This is a genomic window from Streptomyces sp. NPDC028314, assembly GCF_055565795.1.
In genome coordinates this window covers 28,000-48,460 of sequence record NZ_JBVHTP010000003.1, presented here as the reverse complement: position 1 = coordinate 48,460, position 20,461 = coordinate 28,000, and the positions used below count along the sequence as shown (strand labels likewise).

At 70.1% G+C, this 20,461-nt stretch carries 19 protein-coding genes; 7 read left to right on the top strand and 12 right to left on the bottom strand.

Features of this window, described 5'->3' with window-relative positions:
* Nucleotides 1–76: 76 nt before the first annotated feature.
* The 10 genes from ACZ4TG_RS07865 to ACZ4TG_RS07820 form a co-directional block, all read right to left on the bottom strand.
* Nucleotides 77–619 carry a DUF6368 family protein gene (locus tag ACZ4TG_RS07865; RefSeq protein ID WP_468160560.1) on the bottom strand — a complete coding sequence of 181 codons (543 nt, stop codon included), beginning with the start codon at nucleotides 617–619 and terminating at the stop codon, nucleotides 77–79.
* 131 nt (nucleotides 620–750) lie between these two features.
* Nucleotides 751–987 (bottom strand): 30S ribosomal protein S18, encoded by a 237-nt coding sequence (gene rpsR / locus ACZ4TG_RS07860; protein ID WP_468160559.1) that lies wholly within the window; start codon nucleotides 985–987, stop codon nucleotides 751–753.
* Nucleotides 988–1,059: 72 nt separating this feature from the next.
* On the bottom strand, nucleotides 1,060–2,172 hold the full coding sequence (locus tag ACZ4TG_RS07855; RefSeq protein WP_468161416.1) for a CobW family GTP-binding protein: 1,113 nt from the start codon (nucleotides 2,170–2,172) through the stop codon (nucleotides 1,060–1,062).
* 26 nt (nucleotides 2,173–2,198) lie between these two features.
* A complete protein-coding gene (locus ACZ4TG_RS07850) occupies nucleotides 2,199–2,447 on the bottom strand; it encodes a type B 50S ribosomal protein L31 (RefSeq protein ID WP_467734918.1) in 249 nt (82 codons plus the stop codon).
* Nucleotides 2,448–2,475: 28 nt separating this feature from the next.
* On the bottom strand, nucleotides 2,476–2,640 hold the full coding sequence (gene rpmG / locus ACZ4TG_RS07845; protein ID WP_468160558.1) for a 50S ribosomal protein L33: 165 nt from the start codon (nucleotides 2,638–2,640) through the stop codon (nucleotides 2,476–2,478).
* Nucleotides 2,641–2,736: 96 nt separating this feature from the next.
* Nucleotides 2,737–3,681 carry a GTP-binding protein gene (locus ACZ4TG_RS07840; RefSeq protein WP_468160557.1) on the bottom strand — a complete coding sequence of 315 codons (945 nt, stop codon included), beginning with the start codon at nucleotides 3,679–3,681 and terminating at the stop codon, nucleotides 2,737–2,739.
* Nucleotides 3,682–3,691: 10 nt separating this feature from the next.
* Nucleotides 3,692–3,997: a 30S ribosomal protein S14 gene (rpsN, locus tag ACZ4TG_RS07835; RefSeq protein WP_468160556.1), complete on the bottom strand. Its 306-nt coding sequence runs from the start codon at nucleotides 3,995–3,997 to the stop codon at nucleotides 3,692–3,694.
* Nucleotides 3,997–4,233, bottom strand: coding sequence for a 50S ribosomal protein L28 (gene rpmB / locus ACZ4TG_RS07830; protein WP_468160555.1), 237 nt, complete (start codon nucleotides 4,231–4,233; stop codon nucleotides 3,997–3,999). Before rpmB ends, rpsN begins: the two co-directional genes overlap by 1 nt.
* 120 nt (nucleotides 4,234–4,353) lie before the next feature.
* Complete coding sequence (locus ACZ4TG_RS07825) at nucleotides 4,354–5,496, bottom strand: S41 family peptidase (protein WP_468160554.1); 1,143 nt, start codon at nucleotides 5,494–5,496, stop codon at nucleotides 4,354–4,356.
* Between the two features lie 517 nt (nucleotides 5,497–6,013).
* Nucleotides 6,014–6,532, bottom strand: coding sequence for a hypothetical protein (locus ACZ4TG_RS07820; protein WP_468160553.1), 519 nt, complete (start codon nucleotides 6,530–6,532; stop codon nucleotides 6,014–6,016).
* Between the two features lie 217 nt (nucleotides 6,533–6,749).
* On the opposite strand from ACZ4TG_RS07820, the gene ACZ4TG_RS07815 reads away from it, so the two are divergent.
* The gene (locus tag ACZ4TG_RS07815) at nucleotides 6,750–7,400 is read left to right on the top strand and encodes a TauD/TfdA family dioxygenase (protein ID WP_468160551.1); all 651 of its coding nucleotides are present in this window, start codon (nucleotides 6,750–6,752) and stop codon (nucleotides 7,398–7,400) included.
* Between the two features lie 78 nt (nucleotides 7,401–7,478).
* On the opposite strand, the gene ACZ4TG_RS07810 is transcribed toward ACZ4TG_RS07815, so the two are convergent.
* A complete protein-coding gene (locus ACZ4TG_RS07810; protein WP_468160549.1) occupies nucleotides 7,479–8,741 on the bottom strand; it encodes an MFS transporter in 1,263 nt (420 codons plus the stop codon).
* Between the two features lie 299 nt (nucleotides 8,742–9,040).
* On the opposite strand from ACZ4TG_RS07810, the gene ACZ4TG_RS07805 reads away from it, so the two are divergent.
* From ACZ4TG_RS07805 to ACZ4TG_RS07780, 6 genes are all read left to right on the top strand, one after another.
* Entirely contained in the window at nucleotides 9,041–11,110 is a 2,070-nt protein-coding gene (locus tag ACZ4TG_RS07805) for a phosphocholine-specific phospholipase C (protein WP_468160547.1), read from the top strand.
* A 348-nt stretch (nucleotides 11,111–11,458) separates the two neighbouring features.
* The gene (locus ACZ4TG_RS07800; RefSeq protein WP_468160545.1) at nucleotides 11,459–13,183 is read left to right on the top strand and encodes a carbohydrate binding domain-containing protein; all 1,725 of its coding nucleotides are present in this window, start codon (nucleotides 11,459–11,461) and stop codon (nucleotides 13,181–13,183) included.
* Between the two features lie 366 nt (nucleotides 13,184–13,549).
* Nucleotides 13,550–14,191 (top strand): hypothetical protein, encoded by a 642-nt coding sequence (locus tag ACZ4TG_RS07795; protein WP_468160543.1) that lies wholly within the window; start codon nucleotides 13,550–13,552, stop codon nucleotides 14,189–14,191.
* 484 nt (nucleotides 14,192–14,675) lie between these two features.
* Nucleotides 14,676–16,100 (top strand): ATP-grasp domain-containing protein, encoded by a 1,425-nt coding sequence (locus tag ACZ4TG_RS07790; protein ID WP_468160541.1) that lies wholly within the window; start codon nucleotides 14,676–14,678, stop codon nucleotides 16,098–16,100.
* Nucleotides 16,097–18,097 (top strand): PEP/pyruvate-binding domain-containing protein, encoded by a 2,001-nt coding sequence (locus tag ACZ4TG_RS07785; RefSeq protein WP_468160539.1) that lies wholly within the window; start codon nucleotides 16,097–16,099, stop codon nucleotides 18,095–18,097. The genes ACZ4TG_RS07790 and ACZ4TG_RS07785 overlap by 4 nt, the downstream gene beginning before the upstream one ends.
* Nucleotides 18,098–18,204: 107 nt before the next feature.
* Nucleotides 18,205–19,407, top strand: coding sequence for an MFS transporter (locus ACZ4TG_RS07780; RefSeq protein WP_468160537.1), 1,203 nt, complete (start codon nucleotides 18,205–18,207; stop codon nucleotides 19,405–19,407).
* Nucleotides 19,408–19,719: 312 nt separating this feature from the next.
* Here ACZ4TG_RS07780 and ACZ4TG_RS07775 read toward each other — a convergent pair whose 3' ends face one another.
* Nucleotides 19,720–20,247, bottom strand: a complete 528-nt coding sequence (locus ACZ4TG_RS07775) for a protease inhibitor I42 family protein (protein ID WP_468160535.1) — start codon at nucleotides 20,245–20,247, stop codon at nucleotides 19,720–19,722.
* Nucleotides 20,248–20,461: the final 214 nt, after the last annotated feature.

The following is a 20,461-nucleotide window of genomic DNA, read 5'->3' as shown; positions in this document are numbered from 1 at the left end:
CGGCAAATGGCGGCCGCACTGGCTTCGACCTGCTGCGCAAGCGGGTACTACTCGCGCGAGTCGGTTGGAGTTCCGGCTACTTCAAGAGCCGGAAGCCGGGCTGTTGGGTCCACGCTCTGAGGAACTCCGCCGAGCCGTACACGGCGGGCCATGGGTCGGTCATCGTTGCGACGATGCCCGGAAGGCCAGCCACGATGGGCACCTGGTCTTCGCGCAGTTCGACATTGGCGACGCCACCGATCACGTCCAGGACGCAGGCTGTCAGCAGGGCCGTGACCACGTGATCAACTGGTCTGTTGCAGAACGCGATGACATCGACGGCGTGGCTCGGGGTGAAGCCGATAAGAGCCTCCTGGTCGACTTCTTCGGCGTGCTCGGCTTCGAATATGGCCTCGTCGCCGATGCCGGGCCCCATGAGCGAGACCATGACGGGTCGACGTGCGTCGACGCCCCCGGTGTCCGCAATGCCGAGGCTCTCCGCGTGAATGTTCACGTCATACTCGCCGACCCGCTTCTCCTCGAAACGTGCTGAGGAGCGCACAAGGAACTCGCGGAGCCGCTGGATCGCCTCAAGGGGGACGGCCTCCGCCAACTCGATCACCAGCACCGGTCCGCTCATGCCCGGAGCCTAGCCAGCCGCCCTTGCGTGCGCTGACCGGCGGCCTAGCGAAATCGGCCGCGATCACCGCACCGCCCGTGATCAGCCCGCCGGACGACCGGGCGGCGGCTGAGGGGCGCACAGGTCGTCTGCTATCGGCCGGCGTACGGGAGCAGGGCCATCTCGCGGGCGTTCTTGATGGCCAGTGCGAGCTCGCGCTGCTGCTGCGCCGTGACACGGGTGACCCGGCGGCTGCGGATCTTGCCCCGGTCGGAGATGAACTTACGGAGCAGATCGGTGTCCTTGTAGTCGATGTAAGTGATTCCTGCCGTGTCCAGCGGGTTGGGGCGGGAGTTCAGGCGCTTGCTGGGGGAGGGGCGGCGGTCCATGGGCGTTCCTCGGGTTACGTGGTTACGGGGCTACGGGGTTACGGAGTGTCGGTGAGTGGGGGCGGGGAGGGGTCAGGAAACGGAGTCGAGCAACGGACCGAAGGCGGCGGGGAGCTGCTTCCACGCTGCGCGCCCGGCCGTGTACTCGGCTTCGGTCAGGAGGCAGGAATCCAGGAGCTGTTCGATCCCCTCGCGGTCGAGGCCCGGCGAGGTGAAGACCAGGTGCTGGCAGCAGTCGCCGTGCTCGGGGTCCCAGTCGAGGGCGGCCGCGGCCTGACGCATGGCGGGGACCAGATCCCAGGCGGCATCGGGGAGCGAGGCCAGCCAGGGGCCGACGCTCTCCACACACAGCGCGCCGCCGGCCGCGTCCCAGGCGAGGAGGGTGTCGGGACGGTCGGCGAGCCAGAACCGGCCGCGGCTCCGGGCCGCAGCACACGTCAGGTCCTCCAGGGCCTCGTAGAGCCGCTCGGGGTGGAACGGCCGACGGCGCTGCCATACGAGTGTGGCGACTCCGGTCTCGTCGGCCTCCTGGGGGAGGAGCGCACAGGCAGGGTGCTGGGCAGCGGCGGCCGCCTCCACATCGAAGCCGGCGAACGCCAAGCGGGTGAGTTCGCTGGAGCCGGTGGGCACCTGGAGGGCCGTCGGGTGCAGCTGGGCGAGCAGCGCGCGGTCCTCGTCGTCGGCCTCCTCGCTGTCGGCGATCGCGAGGACCGGCGCGTATTCGAGCTGGCGGGCCCAGGTGTCCCCGACGGTCCGCTGGTCGGTCGCCGCGGCGGCGAGACCGGCCTCGGTGAGGTCGTCCCCGTTGCCGAGGCAGGGCAGGACGAGCGCCGGGTCAACGGCGGTGATCACATTGGTGAGTTCCAGTGAATCACCGGCATGGGCGGCCACGACCTCGGCCATCGCCCTGGGCTCGACAGAATCCCAGAGCTCCACCACCGCCAGCCGGGTCAGACCGTCGGCGGCCAGCCGCTCCAGCTCAGGGACGAGGTCCTCGCGCAGTGCGCAGCAGGCGCAGTCGTTGACCAGCGGAGTCTCGGCGGCGGACAGCTCACCCCCAGAATCGCGCAGCGTGCGAAGCACGTTGCCGCCGGCAGCCGAGGACAGATCGTGGTGCAGGGCGACACTTCCCGGCACGGAGCGCAGCAGGTGTTCGACGGTCTCCTTGCGTGCGTCGGTGTGCATGCCGCCGACGATCACTACGGGGAGGGTCACTTACGCCCTCCGTAGCGGCGCTCGAAGCGTTCGACGCGGCCGGCGGTGTCCAGGACGCGGGCGGTGCCGGTGTAGAAGGGGTGGCTCTGCGAGGAGATCTCGACGTCGATGACGGGGTAGGTGTTGCCGTCCTCCCAGTCCACCGTCTTGTCGCTGGTGGCGGTGGAGCGGGTGAGGAAGGCGAAGTCGGCGGCTTTGTCGCGGAAGACGACGGGGCCGTAGGCGGGGTGGATTCCAGGCTTCATGGGGTGGCTCTCTTCGGGGGAGGAGGGGTCAGCGCTCTTCGCGGAAGTCGACGTGCCGGCGGGCGACCGGGTCGTACTTGCGCAGGGTCATCCGGTCCGGGTCGTTGCGCCGGCTCTTGCGGGTGACGTAGGTGTAGCCGGTGCCGGCGGTGGAGCGGAGCTTGATGATCGGACGTACTTCGTTGCGTGCCATGGCCTCAGTATACGGGAATGGAAATCATATTCAATAAGCGGCTGCAAGGCCGGCCCGGACGATGCCGTGGCTGCGCCCACCGTCCGGCCCGGAGTCTCAGGCGGCGGAGCCCACGGCCTGCGCGCGTTCGTGCTCGCAGGCGTCGTCGATCCCGTACGTCTCCGAGTCCGGGAAGGCGTCCCCGGCGGGCACGGCTTCGCCCGGCCCGAGCAGGCAGGCTTCGAGGGCCGCCCGCAACGCGTCGGCGCGCTGGCCCGTGCCGATGAAGACGAGCTCCTGGCCCTGCGCGGTATCCGGTCCGCGGGCGCCCGAAGGTTCGAAGCGGGCGACCGCACCGGCCTGGGACCAGAGGCCGGTCACACGGGGGCGGCTGGCCAGCCAGAAGAAGCCCTTGGAGCGCAGGATCTGCCCGAAGGTGCCGCTGTCGAGGCCCTTGGTGACGAAAGTCCACAGCCGGTCGGGGTGGAAGGGGAGGTCGGAGCGGAAGACGAGCGAGGAGATTCCGTACTCCTCGGTCTCCGGGACGTGGCCGCCGTTGAGCTCCTTGACCCAGCCCGGCGCCTGCTGGGCGCGCTCGACGTCGAACAGGCCGGTGTCCAGAACCTGTTCGAGGATCACCTGGCCGCGGATGGCGGGAACGATCCTCGCCTCGGGGTTCAGTCGCGAGAGTGTCGCGCGGAGCCTGGCGATCTCGGTCGGCCCGACCAGGTCGAGCTTGTTGAGGACGATGACGTCCGCGAACTCGATCTGGTCCATGAGGAGGTCGCTGACGGTGCGCTCATCGTCCTCGTACTGGTCGAGGCCGCGGGCGGAGAGTTCGTCGCCGCCGGCGAGTTCGGGCAGGAAGTTCGCGGCGTTCACGACGGTGACCATGGTGTCGAGGCGGGCGCGGCTTCCGTCGGCGCGCGGCGGCCTCGGCCGGGGTGAGCGGTTCGCCGCGACCGTCCCGCGCTGCAGTCGAGTCTTCTGGGGGTGGGTGCCGCAGCCGAAGCACCCCACCGAGCCCGTGCGGTGGGGTGCGAGTCGCGGCTGCGACGTCATTCGGCGTGGATTACCAGGAGGACTTGGTCACTCCCGGAAGGAATCCGGCGTGTGCCTGCTGGCGGGTGCGGACCCGGGAGAGTCCGAACTTGCGCAGGTAGCCGCGTGGGCGGCCGTCCACGCTGTCGCGGTTGCGTACCCGGGTGGCACTCGCGTTGCGGGGCTGCTTGTGCAACTCGGTCAGGGCGGCGCGCCGTTCTGAGTCGGTGGTCGACGGGCGGCTGATGATCGACTTCAGTGCGGCTCGCCGGGCGGCATATCGCTCGACGGTTGTCTTGCGCTTCTCGTTCCGTGCGATCTTGCTCTTCTTGGCCATCAGACCTTTCCTCCCCGCGCCCGGATCCGGGCCACGGCTGCTTCGATGCCGATCACGTCCACAGTCTTGATCGCCTTGGCGCTCAGAGTCAGGCGGACATTGCGGCCCTCGCTGGGCAGCCAGTAGCGCTTGCTCTGGATGTTCGGGTCGAAGCGGCGTGACGTACGCCGGTGGGAGTGGGAGATGTTGTTGCCGAACCCGGGCTTGGAGCCGGTCAGTTGGCAGTGGGCGGACATGGGTGTTACCGGCCTCTCTCTGGCGACTGCTTATTGGTAATGGAAACCATATCCATATACTACTCATGGCCCGCACGGACCTCGCCCCGACCGCCGGACTTGCTCCACCGCCACCGATGGTCACGGCCGGCAGGCGGGCCGTGACTCCAGCCACTTCCGGGCGGCCTCGATCACCGGATCCCCGGTGCCGCGGGCCACGTCGCGGTCGGTGAAGTCCACGCGGACGTCGGGGGCGATGGGGGTGTTCGTGTAGCGGCGCCCGGTGCGGTCCAGATCGGCATTTTCCGTGAGTACGAGGAGCGCGCCGTCACTGAGCGGGTAGGTCGCGTTGCCTGTTGCCAGCCCGGCCGTGGGCAGTCCGAAGCTTCGGCTCTCCGGTCGGCCGCGGAAGGCGATCAGGGTGGCTTCGCCGGCACTCGCTGTCTCGGGTCCCGTGAGGACCGCGACCGGTGGCCGGGGCCGATGCAATACGTACGCGTTGTGGGTCACGTAGTCCCTGACGCCCGACTCGCCTGTTTCGATGTTCGGGGGGAAGTCCTTGGGGATGACTTCACCGCCGACGGACAGCTGGCCCTTGTTCAGCTCCCATGCGCTCTGCTTGCCGTCGGCGCCTACGAAGGCGCCGAGGCGACCGTCACCCAGCAACGGTGCCAGGACGTCGAGCTTGGGCCAGATCGCTCCTCCGCTGTCCTCGCGCAGGTCGACGATCCACCCGCAGGGCTTGGAGGCGTCGAGCGTACGGACCACCTGTGCGCCTGCCCGGGCGTAGCCCGGGATCTTCTCCGTGGTCGGGAGCGACACGTAGCCGATCTTCTGTCCGACGAGGCGGCCGCGGGGTACCGGCGGCGGCCCCGAGGTGCCGGGTACCTCGATGGACGGGTTCATCGCGGCGGCCTGCTGCGGCCTGAGGAAGAGGGTGTGGGGGTTGTCGAGGGATTTGACGGCGAGGTCGATGGCGTCGTAGGTGTCGGCGGTGGTCCTGGCCCCGGCGGCTTCGGTGAACGCCTGACGCCTGACCTGAGGCCAGTCGACCCTGTTCCGGTCCAGCGAGTTGTTCTGGAGCAGGTCCAGAACTTGCGTCAGGTATTGCTCCGCCTCTGCTGACATGTCCGTGGGCTGCGGTGACGGGGCGTCGGCCGCCACTTCGGCCGGCTGGTGGCCGACAGGCGCGGCGGTCGTGGTGTCGCCCGTGGCCGTCACGAGGCCGGCTGCCAGCGCCACGGAGAGGGAGAGCAGTACCCAACGGTTTCGACCCGTGGTCATGAGGTCCTCCTCGCTGACGGCGGAGGTCACCGTTTTCATCGTCACGCTCGTGGGGACGCCCGGCAACCGGGATGCGTGTGGAGCGGCTGGAGGGCGGGACACCGGCGGGCAGCGCAGGATAAAGCCTCACCCTGCTGCGCGCCGGAGCGCGGCCAGGGCCGGATGTTCGCCCACCGCTGTCTGGTCAGGGCCGAGGGGGCGTGCCGATCCAGCAGCTCGGCCAAACCACGGCGGCGAGCGAGGGCCTCTACCCGGTCCAGGTGGACGGTCGGGGGACTCGGCCGCGCCCGCCCGGCGGACCAGAGGACCGACGTGGACCGGGAGGCCGACGGCCGCCGGGGGCAGGCACGGGCTGCACCGCGCCCTCGCCACACGTCCTGACCGAGAGAACCCGCTCTGGCAGGAGTGCCGTGCCCGGCTTCTGGAGTCACAGCAGAAGCCGGCCCAACCCGGAGGCTGACTCGGCAGGGCTCCTGGCCGTGGGGACGCGCGCGAGCGTGCGGACGCGCGGAACCGGTCAGCGTGAGGCGCCAACGCTGCTCGCCCAAACCTGGATGGGCACCACCTCAGACTCACCCGTGGCCTGCTCCGAGTGGCTCTGCACGCCGTCCAGGCCCGACCAGCCCATGGCGCCCGGCTCACTGCCGGCCAAGAACCCCTCGATGACCGGCCCAAGGCCGTCGGAAAGTACGTAGGCACCACCGAACGGCAACGCATGCGCGGTCACCGATCCCGTTGAGCACCGGAGCTGACCGGCCTGCTCGTCATGCCACACGTAGAACGTCGCATCCCCGGGAAAGCCCGACTCGCGGATACGGACCCGGATGGCCGAGGCGGTCCGCTCGAAGGCGGCCACCACCGCGGAGACGGACAACGACCTCCGGTCCTCGTCCTCCGCGCTCAGCCACCAGGTGTTGGTCTCCCACTCCACCCGACGGTCAGCCGGCTCCAGTACCAGGGGCTCGTCCGCCACCTCAGCGATCCATGTCAACAGCACCACAGCAGTATCCGACGACAGTTGGATGCGCGAGCTCACCACGTACGGAACTCGGACCCGAGTCCGCCGGGCATACCGGGCCCGCCACCGCGGACCTCACCGGCCAACTCCAGCGCACCGCACACGAATGATCTAGCAGATCAGGTTTCGTGTGGAGTGTTGTTGGCGAAGTACCTTAACCATGGGCTTATCGCCGGTTGCCGGTCATCCTGCTGTCGCTGTTTTCCGTGAGCCCCGAGGCGGGCGGTCCGTCTCGGTGCTGGGCACGCGGGTCGATGCCGAGGCGAAGCGCACCGCGCGCGTGCTGGCCGGGGTGGTGACCCATGCCAGACCTGTCGAGCGGACCCTCGCGCTGCGGCAAGCCGCCGCGGCTGCCGGTGAGTTGATGGCCGCGCTGTCGGCTCTGGCTCCGGCGGTTGCCGGGGAGGGATTGTCGGCGGAGTCGATCAGTCGCATGCGCGTCGCCGGCATCCGCCAAGCGCTGCCACTCCCCACCCCGGCCAGTCGCCAGGCCCTGTTCGCACCGGAGTTCATCACCACACCGCCACCTTCCTTCGGCCCCGACGCTGCCGCGGGTGAGCCCGACGCCGAGCCCCGGCCGGTACTGTCGGGAGCGGTCGAGGATCCCGACATACGGATGGCCCAACTCGTCACCACCCCGCTCACCCTTCGGGCCGCCGCGGCGCTGACCGAATTCGGCCGCGCCTGCGAGGCGACCGCCCGCACCCTGCGCCTGAACCCGGGTGACCTGGTCATCATCGACAACCGCGTCACCGTCCATGGCCGCACCGCCTTCCATCCCCGTTACGACGGAGCAGACCGCTGGCTGCAACGAACCTACGTCACCACCGACCTGCGCCGCTCCCGAGACCACCGCCCACAGGACGGCCACGTACTCGCCCGCTGACTGCGGGCCGGCTCAACAGCAAACTCCGTACTGGTCGCCGGCGCCGTCGACGGCGAGGACGTCGGAAGCCTTACCGAGTCAGGGATGTCGAACGCTCTCCGGAGCCTTCCGGGCGACTGGCTCCTTCCACGCGACCTGTGGGTGCGCCTGCCGAGCACCCTGGTGGCGTTCTGCCCAGCGGACGGCAAGTGGTGCTGCCAGGCCCGTCAAGGTGAACAGTGCTCCTGCGACGTACCATCCGGGCCGGCCCCAGACGATGCAGAGGGAGATGAGCAGGGCGGGACCGACGGCTTCGGCCAGTCCGGCGCCGAGGCCGAACACGCCGAGGTACTGGCCGGTGGCGTGCGGCGGGGCGAGGGCGAAGGACACCTCGAACCCTGCCGCGGAGTGCCACAGCTCGCCGATGGTGTGGATCACCATGGCGGTCATGATCAGTGTGGCGGCAGCCCACGCCGGGATCCCCGCAGACAGGGAGACCAGGGAGCAGGAGACGAGAAAGGCCACGCCTGCCCGGCGGTACGCGGTTCCGCCGGCCGCTGGGGAATCGATGCCGCGGCTGGCTCGTATCTGGAACGCGATGACGAGGACGGTGTTGATGAGCATGGTGCCCGAGATGAGCCAGCGCGGGGCGGTGGTGGCCGTCACCAGCCAGAGCGGAACGGCCACCGTGAGCACCTTGAACTGGACGGCCATGATGCCGTCGAGAGCGGTGAGCAAGAGGTAGGGGCGGTCTCGCAGGGCGCTCCAGCGGGGGCCGCCGGTGGCGGGTACGGGTTCGACCGGCGGAAGGTAGCTCAGGATCGCTGCGGAAGCCGCGAAGGCGGCCGCGTTGCCGATGACCAGCAGCCGGTAGGCGGGGAGGGTGCCCACCTGGACAGCCCAGCCCGCCAGCAGAGCGCCGAGGGAGATGCCCACGTTGGTCACCGCGCGGAGACGGGCGCGAAATGCCTGGGGTCGGTCCCCTCCGTAGTGCCTGATGAGCGGACTGCGTGCGGCCAGTCCGGCCGCTTTGGCCCCCATGGCCGTACCCACCGCGAGGGCGAACAGCCAGAAGCTGTCCGCCAGCACGAAGCCTGCGGTGGCCAGTGCCTGGACGACGAGGGTGACCGCATAGATGCCGCGTGCGCCGTGCCGGTCGGCGAGATGACCGACAGCGATGCCCACGGCCAGCGAGAGGACACCGGCGATGGCGAGTCCGAGGCCGACCTGGGCTGCCGGAAGGCGGACGGCCTCGGTGAAGTACAGGACTCCGGCGGTCAGATAGAGGCCGCTGCCGACGGTGTAGACGAAGTTCGAGGCGGCGATGACGCGCTGCGGTCCGGATTCCGGTACCAGGGGCATGAGGCGGCTCCGAGTCCAGGGGGTCGAGAGTAAGGACTGAGCCAGCTTTTCGCTTATTACCCGTAATCGCAATAGGGTTGCAACAAGCGAACCGTGCAGGGTGTACCGCCGCTGCAAGCGGGACGCCCCGAACGCCCAACCGCCTGCCCCTTCCCACAATTCTGGCCGAACCGCCCCGCAATCCGCCTGACGTTCGCCTGGCGTACGGGCGAACGCCACGCGAGACTCCCTCTCCAGTACCCAAGGCACGTTGTCCTGGGGTCGCTCAACCACCCTCAACCGCAGAGGTCGTTCAAGCCATGGCAGAACTCAACCGCCGCCGCTTCCTGCAGGTCGCGGGCGGCGCCGCCGCCCTGACGATGCTCAACGAGAGCATCGCGCGCGCCGCCGCCATCCCCGCCCAGGGGACCACCGGCACCATCGCCGACGTCGAGCACATCGTCGTGCTCATGCAGGAGAACCGGTCCTTCGACCACTACTTCGGCGCCCTGCGCGGTGTCCGCGGCTTCGGTGACCCGCGCCCGGTGACCTTGCCGAGCGGCAAGTCCGTCTGGCACCAGGCCGACAACGCCGGCAAGGAGACGCTGCCGTTCCGGCCGCCGTCCGACGACCTCGGCGGGGAGTACCTCCAGGGCCTCAACCACGACTGGGCAGGCGGCCAGAGCGCCTTCAACAAGGGCAAGTACGACAACTGGATCCCCGCCAAGACGCCCGCCACCATGGCGTACCTGACGCGCGAGGACCTCCCGTTCCACTACGCACTGGCCGATACGTTCACCATCTGCGACGCCTACCACTGCTCCTTCATCGGCTCCACCGACCCCAACCGCTACTACCTGTGGTCGGGGCACACCGGCAACGACGGCACCGGCGGGGGCCCGGTCCTCAACAACGCCGAGGCCGGCTACGGCTGGACCACCTACCCCGAGCGCCTGGAGGCGGCGGGCGTGTCCTGGAAGGTCTACCAGGACGTGGGCGACGGCCTGAACGCAGGCGGCTCCTGGGGCTGGATCAACGACGCCTTCCGCGGCAACTACGGCGACAACTCGCTCCTCTACTTCAACAACTACCGGGGCGCCCAGCCCGGCGAGCCGCTGTACGAGAAGGCCCGCACCGGCACCGACGCCAAGGCCGGCGAGGGCTACTTCGACCGGCTGCGCGCCGACGTCAAGGCCGGCAAGCTCCCGCAGATCTCCTGGATCGCCGCTCCGGAGGCGTTCAGCGAGCACGCCAACTGGCCGTCCAACTTCGGCGCCTGGTACATCGCGCAGGTCCTGGACGCGCTGACCTCCAACCCGGACGTGTGGGCCCGTACCGCGCTGTTCATCACGTACGACGAGAACGACGGCTTCTTCGACCACGTCGTCCCGCCCTACGCCCCGGCCGACGCCAACCAGGGCCTGTCCACCGTGCCGACCGCGCTGGACGTCTTCCCGGGCAAGGCCGGGTACGTCGCCGGCCCCTACGGCCTGGGTCCGCGCGTGCCGATGCTGGTCGTCTCCCCGTGGAGCAAGGGCGGCTACTCCTGCTCCGAGACCTTCGACCACACCTCGGTGATCCGCTTCATGGAGAGGCGCTTCGGCGTGCAGGAGCCGAACATATCGCCGTGGCGCCGTGCCGTCTGCGGCGACCTGACCTCGGCCTTCGACTTCACGCGCAAGGACACTCAGACGGTCCGGCTGCCCGACACCGGCGGTTTCCAGCCGCAGGACCACGACCGCCACCCCGACTTCCGGGCGGTCGCCCCGGCCGAGGGTGCGATGCCGCGCCAGGAGAAGGGGAACCGGCCCACGCGCGCGCTGAAGTACGCCCCGTACGTGGACGGCGCCGCGCTCCTCTCCGAGGGCAAGTTCCGGCTGGCCTTCAGCGGTGGCCCGGACCTCGGCGCGCAGTTCCACGTCACCTCCGGCAACCGCACCGACGCCCCCTGGACCTACACCACCGAGGCGGGCAAGTCGATCGCGGACACCTGGAACACCCGCTACTCGGCGGGGGTCACCGACCTGACCGTGCACGGCCCGAACGGCTTCCTGCGCGGCTTCCGCAACCCGGGCACCACCGCCGGTCCCGAGGTCACCGCCCGCCACAACGCGGCCACCGGGAACCTGGACCTCACGCTCACCAACGCGGGCGCGTCCACCGAGACGCTCACGGTCACCAACGCCTACGCGGGCGGGCCCAAGCGCATCAAGGTTGCGGCGGGCGCCACGGTCACGCACAGCGTCTCGCTGAAGAACACGAAGCGCTGGTACGACGTCACGGTCGTGGCCTCGGCGACCCCGGACTTCATGCGCCGCTTCGCGGGCAAGGTGGAGACGGGTGCCGCGGGCCTGTCGGACCCGGCCATCCTGACGGTGAACTCCTCCTGACCCGTCCGTCCCGGCCCACCCGCGGCCGTGCCGTGGCCCACCGGGCCCGGGCACGGCCGCGGGCGCCGTCCCACGTGCGGCGGCGGTAAGGGCATCCCACGTACGGGGGCGGCTCGCGGAAGATCGTGGCCGACGAGGAGTACCTCGTAACGGATTCCCGGGGCGCTGCGCCGGGAAGCCCAACGGACATCTGCCGCCCATTGGTCCAGACCTATTGACGGGCCCTGTCGAGCCTCCTACGATCCGGACCGGTACAGCCCCACATGTCCCCCCACCTCACCCAGATCCGGGCGTCATATCCCCACGCGCTAGTCATGTCCATGACGTCCGGCGGGAAGGGAGCGCAGCGTGTTCCGTCGCAGGTCCCGTACGCCACGTCCCACGGGCGGCCTCCGGCCCGCGCCCGACCACCGACCGCAGAGGGCGGCCGTCCTCAGGCGCTCCCTCGCGGGGGCGAGCGCCACCGCCGTCATCGCCGCCGGCATCGCCGCGGCGGGCTCCGTCTCGGCCGGCGCCGCCGCCCCCGCCAACCTGGTGGCCAACTCCGGCTTCGAGAGCGGGCTCTCCGGCTGGACCTGTACCGGCGGGTCCGGCACCGCCGTCTCCGGCCCGGTCCACTCCGGGGCCTTCGCGCTCAAGGCCACGCCGAGCGGCCAGGACAACGGGCAGTGCACCCAGACCGTCAGCGTGCAGCCCAACTCCCAGTACACGCTGAGCGCCTACGTCCAGGGCAGCTACGTCTACCTGGGCGCCACCGGCACCGGCCTCACCGGCACCCCGTCCACCTGGACCGCGAACAACGCGGCGTACGGCCAGCTCAGCGTCAACTTCACCACCGGGGCGAACACCACCTCGGTGACCGTCTACGTGCACGGCTGGTACGGGCAGCCCGCCTACCACGCCGACGACGTGTCGCTCACCGGCCCCGGCGGCAGCAGGCCCCCGCCGTCCACGCCGCCGCCGTCCACCCCGCCGCCCTCCACGCCCCCGCCCCCCACCACACCACCCCCCACCACACCACCCCCCACCACACCACCCCCCACCACACCACCCCCCACCACACCACCCCCCACCACACCACCCCCCACCACACCCCCGCCCACCACGCCGCCGGGTGACACCTGCGCCACGAAGCCCCGGCCCTCGGGCAAGGTCCTCCAGGGGTACTGGGAGAACTGGGACGGCGCCTCCAACGGTGTCCACCCGGGCATGGGCTGGGTCCCCATCACGGACAGCCGGATCGCCGTGCACGGCTACAACGTCATCAACGCCGCGTTCCCGGTGATCCTCTCCGACGGCACGGTCCAGTGGCAGGACGGCATGGACGCCGGTGTGAAGGTCTCGACCCCCGCCGAGATGTGCCAGGCCAAGGCGGCCGGCGCGACGATCCTCATGTCGATCGGCGGCGCCGCCGCGGGCATCGACCTGAGCTCCAGCAGCGTCGCGGACAAGTTCGTGGCGACCGTCGTCCCGATCCTGAAGAAGTACAACTTCGACGGCATCGACATCGACATCGAGACCGGCCTCACCGGCAGCGGCGACATCAACACGCTGTCCGCCTCCCAGTCCAACCTGATCCGCATCATCGACGGCGTCCTGGCCCAGATGCCCGCGGGCTTCGGCCTCACGATGGCCCCCGAGACCGCCTACGTCACCGGCGGCAGCGTCACCTACGGATCGATCTGGGGGTCCTACCTCCCGATCATCAAGAAGTACGCCGACAACGGCCGTCTGTGGTGGCTGAACATGCAGTACTACAACGGCAGCATGTACGGCTGCTCCGGCGACTCCTACCAGGCCGGCACCGTGCAGGGCTTCACCGCCCAGACCACCTGCCTCAACAACGGCCTGACCATCCAGGGCACCACGGTCAAGGTGCCCTACGACAAGCAGGTGCCCGGCCTGCCGGCCCAGCCCGGTGCGGGTGGCGGCCACATGGCGCCGAGCCTGGTCAGCCAGTCCTGGAACTCCTTCGGCGGCTCGCTGAAGGGGCTCATGACCTGGTCGATCAACTGGGACGGCTCCAAGGGCTGGACCTTCGGGGACAACGTCAAGACGCTCCAGGGCCGTTGACGCCCAGGTGATCCCCTGATCCCCTGATCCCCTGATCCCCAGTGCCCCGGGAGCGCCGCACGTTCCCGGGGCACGCCCGTCAGACCGAAGGTCGACGTGCCGGCGACCCACCAGAGCACGCCGGTGAACGCGGCACGGTTGACCGCGCCGTCCGTCGAGCCCCCGGTGGCGGAGAAGAACACCAGGCGGTCAGCGCGGTGCTGAGGGCCATGCCCAGATGGGTCGCGGTATAGAACAGCCCCGAGGCCCGACCCGGCGTTCTCGTGCGGCATCTTGGCGAGCGACATCCTGTCGGCTGCTGACCACGCCGTTGCCCATGTACACCTCCCACGAACGAGCGGTGTAGCGGCCGACTAGGGTTCAGGCATGCGTGCGAAGAGGATCATTGCGGTGATAGGCGGCCTGGGCGTGTTCCTCACGGCCTGCGGGGCCGGTTCGGACGACAGCGCGCAGGACTACTCCTTCCCGGAACTGCCCCAGGCCGTCGCCAATCCGGTCCGGCAGCCGTCCGACCTGCCGATGCCGTGGGCGCAGCCCGGGGACGTCTTCCCCGAGGTCGTTGCCTCCGGCTTGCGCGGGAAGACGATCGACATGGCCAACACCGACGGTGAGACCACTGCCCGGTGCCCTGCCGACCTCGTGCTGAAGGACGGCGCCGAGGCCGTGTGCGTGAGTGTGTTCGAGGGCTTGGAGGTCGAGTGGGACGTCATCGTGGGCCCGGCGTCGGATGCTCACGGGAGGTCGGTCCAGTGGAGCGCTGAACCTCGCAAGGGCATCCTCACTCGCGACGGCGCGGCCAACCAGGTCTACAACGACTACAGCGGACCCGGCCTCGTGCGCTGCAGCAACATTCCGAAGGCCGTCCTCGTCCCGATACTCGGAATCTCCGGCCACAGCTGCCAGACGGTGGTGGACGGGAAGGCCGGCAAGCCCATGCCGATCGAAGTCGGCCTGATCTACCCGAAGTTGCAATGCAGGCACCGGACCCTTGAAGCCTGTGTGGGTTGAACCGGCCTCCTCAGCGGCCCGCCTGCCGCTCTGCCTCATGCGGCTGAGGTTCCACCGGCGGCAAGGCCGCCGCGTCCGGCAAGGCGCGTCGCAGGGCTCATCCGGCCGTTGAGCAGTGATCGACCGGAGGGGGCATGGGCACCCTGGCCGTCACGAGCCGGAACCAGCAGCCGACCTGACTTCGGAACCAATCGTCCAGTGCCGTGACCGCGAACCTCCGCCGGGTTGCTCGCCGCCGCCCCGCGGCCTGGGCCCCGCAGGCCCCGTGGGCCCCGAACGGATGGCTGAAATACCCCCATACCGGCCCCACTTGGCGAGCGCGGTTGTTTGGCGAATACCCAACTGAGTAGGCGTACATCTGTGCGTCCGCCGTTTTCCGTCGTGGTTTAGTTACCCCTGGTCCGTCCGTGATTACACCGCGTACGGATCGTCCGCCGACGACGCCGTCGCGCCACGCGGCGTCCCGATCGACCCCAGGAGCACCATGACCCCGATCCTCTTCGTCTATGCCAAGGGCGGCCCTCCTCTGGAGTACGCGGTCCCGCGCATCGCCGCCCACGCCGAGGTGCACGTCCTGGCGCTCGCGCCGTTGCCCCGAACCACCGAGTCGGTGTGGCTGCCCGGGTGCGCGTCGGTCACCACGGCCCCGCCGGGCGAGGGGGTGGAACTGGTCGATCTGATCTGTTCCCACGCCCGCCGCGTCGGCGCCGAGGCGGTGCTGACCCTGTCGGAGTACGCGGTGATGGCCGTCGCCCACGCGAGCCTGCGGCTGGGACTGCGTGGTGCCGGCGAGCGGGTCGCGGGGGCGCGGGACAAGCGTCTGATGCGCCGGATCTGGCGTGACGCCGGGGTGCCCGTACCGGGGTTCGCTGAGGTCCACGCTCCGCAGGACATCACGGACGCCTTCGAAACCCTGACGCCGCCGCTCCTCCTGAAGGCCGCCTGGAGCGCGGGTTCCACGGCCCACCTCACCGTGTGGAACGAGCAGCAGGCCGAGGCGGCCTGGAAGACCGGACGTTCCGTCATGGAAGCTTCCTCCGCGCAGGGTTACGCGGAACTGCACGCCGCGGACGAGGGCGTCAGCGATTTCCTGCTGGAGGAGATCGTGACCGGACAGGCCTCCGACTGGTTCGACGGGGACGGGTGGGGCGACTACGTCAGCGTGGAGGGGATCGTCGCCGACGGCCACTACCACCCGCTGTGCATCACCGGGCGGATGCCGACCATCGCCCCTTTCACCGAGCGGGCGAGCCTGGCCCCGGCCGCCCTCCCGAACGCGTTGCAACACCGGATCGAGGAGGTGTCGCGCGCCGCCGTCGACGCGCTCGGACTCGACACCTGCGCCACCCACACCGAGATCAAACTCGGCGCGGACGGGGCCATGTGGCTGATCGAGACCGCCGCCCGCTTAGGTGGCGTGATGACCACCCGGCAGGTGGAGACCGTCTTCGGGCTCGACATGATCGGCATGCTGGTGCGCCAGTTGCTCGGCAGGGAGGTCGCCTACCCGGAGCGGATGCTGACCGAGGGCGAGGGCGCCGCCGGATCCCTCGTCGTCCTCGCCGTCGACCCCGAGGGCCGGCCCTGGGCCGAACTCCCGGCCTGGGACTTCGAGGCGGTCGACTGGCCCGCCCTGGTCGCGCCAGGAACCCGCGTGGAGCTGGTGCGCGAATGCAGTCTCGCGCCGGGCAGCCCGGTCCCGCCGTACGAGGAAGCGGGAGGGGCCAATTCCATGGCCGCGCTGTGCTTCCTCACCGCTGAGTCCGGGCCGGGGCTGCTGGCCGACTGCGGCCGCATCCTCGCGGCCATGCCCAACGCCCTCACCGCCCCGTCCGTCGCCCTCACGGCCGCCCCCACCGAGCCCTCCGCCCAGTCCGCCGACCGCTCGACGCCCGGGAGCAACGCATGACGAACACTGGAACCCTCACCGCCGCCCCGTCCCCCCGGGGCGCCGCCGTGGACACCCTGCTCACGCTCCCCCTGTTCGAGCAGCTGGCCGGGGTGCTGGGCGGGCACCCGTACGTGAAGGTCGTCGTGGACCGCGACCAGGGCCTCTGGCACGTCCTCGACAGCGCTGTGCACTCCTTCCACGTCAACTACATAGCCACCGAGATCCATGGGCTGACCCTCGAACAGCTCGACGCCGAACTCGACCGCTTCAACCATGACGTCTACCAGGACCCCGCGCGGCGCTTCCTGCTCGGCGTCCTCTCGCTGCACTCCCGGGGCGGCCCGGAGCGGGACGAGCCGTTCATGGTCCTGGAGACCACCGAGGCCGACACCATGGGCGCGGACCTGTTGATCGAGTTCCACGCCTTCGTACGGGCTCACCTCGATCCCGCGCTGGAGCTGCTGGTGAAGCCGGCCAACCACGGGCAGGAGAACGCCCTCGCGGCGGTGCCGGAGACCGTGGTGCCCCGTGCACGGGGTCACGCACTCCTGGCGACCGCGCCCTTCGTGCCGTTGACGCTCGCCTCGGCCACCGGCCGGCTCCGCGCCTTCGCCTCGGGCGAGGAATACCGTGCCGCCCGCGCGGACCTGACCTGGTACGACATCGTCGCCATGCCGGTGGTCCCCGACGACATCCCGCGGCTCGCTGGTCTGATCAATGCCCAGCCCACCACTCCGCTGTCGCACACCAACATGCTGGCGGCCGGTTGGGGCATCCCCAACGCCATCGTCCGCGGAGCCCTCGACATGATCGCCGACGAGAAGCTGGACGGTGCCTGGGTCCGTTACGAGGTCACCGCCGACGGGTTCGTCATCGAGCCCGCAGAGGAGCCGTCGGACCTCGCCGAACCGACGTGGCACACGCAGCGGGTCCGCCTCGACGCGCCGCACGTGACGGACGTACCGCTCGTGCCGCTGTCCGCCTTACGCGCCCGCGACCGGAACCGCTACGGCACCAAAGCGGCCAACCTCGGGGAACTGCACCATGTACTGCGCCACGGATCGGGCCGGCTGACCGGCTACTACTGCGTGCCCCGCCCGCCCCGGGCCGACCTGCTCGGTCACCTGGCCGCACGGCTGGGTATGCCCGAGGACGGCGATCTCGCCCAGCAGGCGAGCGAGTTCCTGACCCGGCACGTCCAGGCGCCGGCGGGCATCGCCGTCCCCTTCTCCGTCCAACAGCGCTTCCTGGACTCCTCTCCGGCCGTGCAACAGAGCATCGGCAAGCTGAAGATGGCCCTGGAGCTGAAGTCCATGGACGCCGTGGACACGGTCTGCCTCCAATTGCAGCACTTGGTGCGCACCCTCCCGGTGCCCGAGGACCTGGTGCGCGCCCTGGACACGCAGCTGGTCGAGCACCTGGCGGGCACGGGCCGCTTCGCCGTGCGGTCCTCCTCGAACGCCGAGGACCTGCCGGGCTTCTCCGCGGCCGGGATCTACGAGTCCCACACCAAGGTCACCGATCTGCCGGGGCTGCTGGACGCCATCCGCCAGGTATGGGCCTCGCTGCTCTCCCCGCGCAGCGTCCGGCTGCGCCATCAGGCCGGCATCTCCCTGGACGACACCTACATGGGGGTGATCGTCCAGCGCTACGAGCCGTCCCCGCTCGGAGGCGTCATGGTCACCTGCAATCCGACCAACCGGGCCGACTTCCGCAACGTGTACCTCAACTGCGCACACGGGTCCACGGCCGATGTCGTCGACGGCCGGACGATGCCCCTGCAGTACCTGTACAACACGGTCGAGGGCGGCGGCCGCACGATCTCGCTGGGCTCGGCCACCGAGGACCTGGCGCAGGACACGCGGGCCCACCTGGGGCGGCTGGCACTGGCGGGCCGCCTGCTCCAGTCCCATTTCGCCACGGACTACACCTTCGCGGGGCCGCTCGACATCGAATGGCTGCTCGGGCCGGGAGGCGCACTCCACATCCTCCAGCTGCGCCCGTACAGCGCCTGACCCGTCCGCACTTCCCCGCGTCCCGTCCCACCCGAAGGTCGACCATGCCCATATCCCTGCGTACGCGCGACAAACGCCGCGTCCGTCCGCCCGCCGCGGTGCTCCGCGTGATCCGACTGAACAACGGGTTCCAGCTGTTGTTCAACCTGCTGTGGTGGATGCCGGTCTTCTACCAGTACCAGAAGCAGGCGGGCCTGTCGGACAGCCAGATCTTCGGCATCCAGAGCGTCTACTACGTGGCGTTCTGCCTGCTGGAGATACCCACCGGCTTCATCGCCGACCGCATCGGACAGCGCCGCTGCATGCAGCTCGGGGCGGCCGCGATGACCGCGGCGAACCTCCTCCCCGTCGCCTCGCCGTCCTTCGCGGGCTTCATGGCGCACTTCCTGGCCATCGCCGCTGCCCGCTCGCTCGTTTCCGGGGCCTCCAGCGCCTACCTGTACGAGTACCTGCGCGAGCACGGCGCGGACGAGCACTACGTACAGGCCGAGGGCACCGCCCGAGCGCTCGGCCTCTGGGCGAAGATCGCCTGCTGGCCTCTGGTCGGCGTCCTCATGCACATCCGGCACGAGGCCCCCTACGTGCTGACCGCACTCTCCACGCTCGGTTCGCTGGCCTGCGCCGCGGCCCTCCCGGCGATCGCGGCGCCCCGCCGGGGCGGTCACCCGCCCGCGGAGCGCGTCGGGCTCCTCGACTCGGCCCGCCAGGCCGCGAAGGTGCTCGGAACGTCGCGGTCCCTCGGGCCTTTGATGATGCAGGGCGTGGCCGTCTTCACGCTCGCGCGCATCTGCCAGGTCAACCTCTTCCAACCGCTGCTCCTCGAAAAGAACCTCCCCGTCGCCGACCACGGTGCGGTGTTGTCGGCGATGACGGTCGCCGAGGCCGTCGGATCAGCCAGAACCGGCTGGTTGCGCAGCAGACTGGCCGACACCACCGTGGTGACCGTCCTCAGCGTGGTCATGGCACTCACGCTCGCGGCCACCACGCTGTCGGGGGGCCTGGGCACGATCCTGTGGCTGTGCGCGTTCGCTGCCGCGGCGGGCCTTGCGTACCCAGTGCAACGCAACCTGATCAACGCGGCCATCCCGCCGACCCCCTACCGGGCGACCCTGCTGTCGGTGGAGTCCATCATCGACCGCGGCGTGTGCGCGCTGGTGGCGCTGGCCGTCGGTGCCTACCTGGCGGCGGACCGCCTCGACGCGCTCCTCGTGCACGCGGCGGCGGGCACCTGTCTGCTGATGCTCGTCGTGGGCGTCGTCCTGAGGCGACTGCGTCGGGACGGGGTACGGCCGGCCGCCCGTCGGCCCTGATACGGCGGGCCGGCCGCGCGCGCCGGCCAGACCCTGGTGCGTGCATCTCCGATTGCCGAACCGGGTTTGCGGCCGGGCTCGGCGAGCGCGGCCGCCGCCGCCCGCACCTACACCTTCGTCGGCAGGTCAGCGTGACGGCCGGCAGAGCGGGGCCGATTTGGTGGACCCGGTGCCCGGCGAGGCTGTGCGCGGCGAGAGCCCGGTGCAGGCCGGTGCTCAGCGCTGCCGGGTCCTCGGGCGGCCGGAGTTCGAGTCAGATGAGACGAGACACCCGCGACCCCGCCATGAACGAAGACGCCCCGTACCCGCGGCTCAGTAGACGGTGACGGTGTAGGTGATGCGTTCGGGGGCCTGGGAGGGGGTGGCTCCCGTGGTCGGGGTGGCGGAGGGCCCGGTCGTCTCGGGGGGCAGGGTGGAGGTGTTGCCCTGGCAGGTGGTGAAAGTGCAGTGCAGCAGCGTGAACCGAGTGGTCCCCTTGCCCTTGGCCTCGAAGGTGAAGGTGAGCCGGCCGCCGGCACCGGCCACCGCTTCGTCGCCGGAGTCCGACGCGTAGACCTGGCCGCGGCTGACCAGCACGGAGCTGTCGGGCTCGGGGTCGACCAGGTACCAGTACTCGCGGGTGGAGGCGTTCTGGCCGACGCTGAGGGTGAAGCGCTCGCCCGGCGCGGCAGTGATGCTGGTGTCCTTCACCGGGCGGCTCGCGGTGCTCGTGGAGCCGCCGGCCGCTTCGACGGTGCCGGAGCTGCAGCCCGTGGCGAGAGCGAGGAGCGCGGCCGCCGCGATCGCCGCATCGCCCCTGCAACCGCGGAAGACATGCGCTGTACGCGTTGGGGATATCACTGTTGGAAGCCTTGCCCATGTAGCCGTTGATGAAGTCGTCCTCGCTGAACCCCGGTGGTCGAGCCCCAGGGGTTGTACTCCTGAAGCATGTCACCCTCCTGGGCGATGATGGTCATCGCGTGGGCGCCGCCTGATCACGTACGACCTGGACCGGTACCGGTCGGCGCTCATCGGGTGGAAGGACGCGGGCCCCGGTGAGCGCGGCCCTGACCAA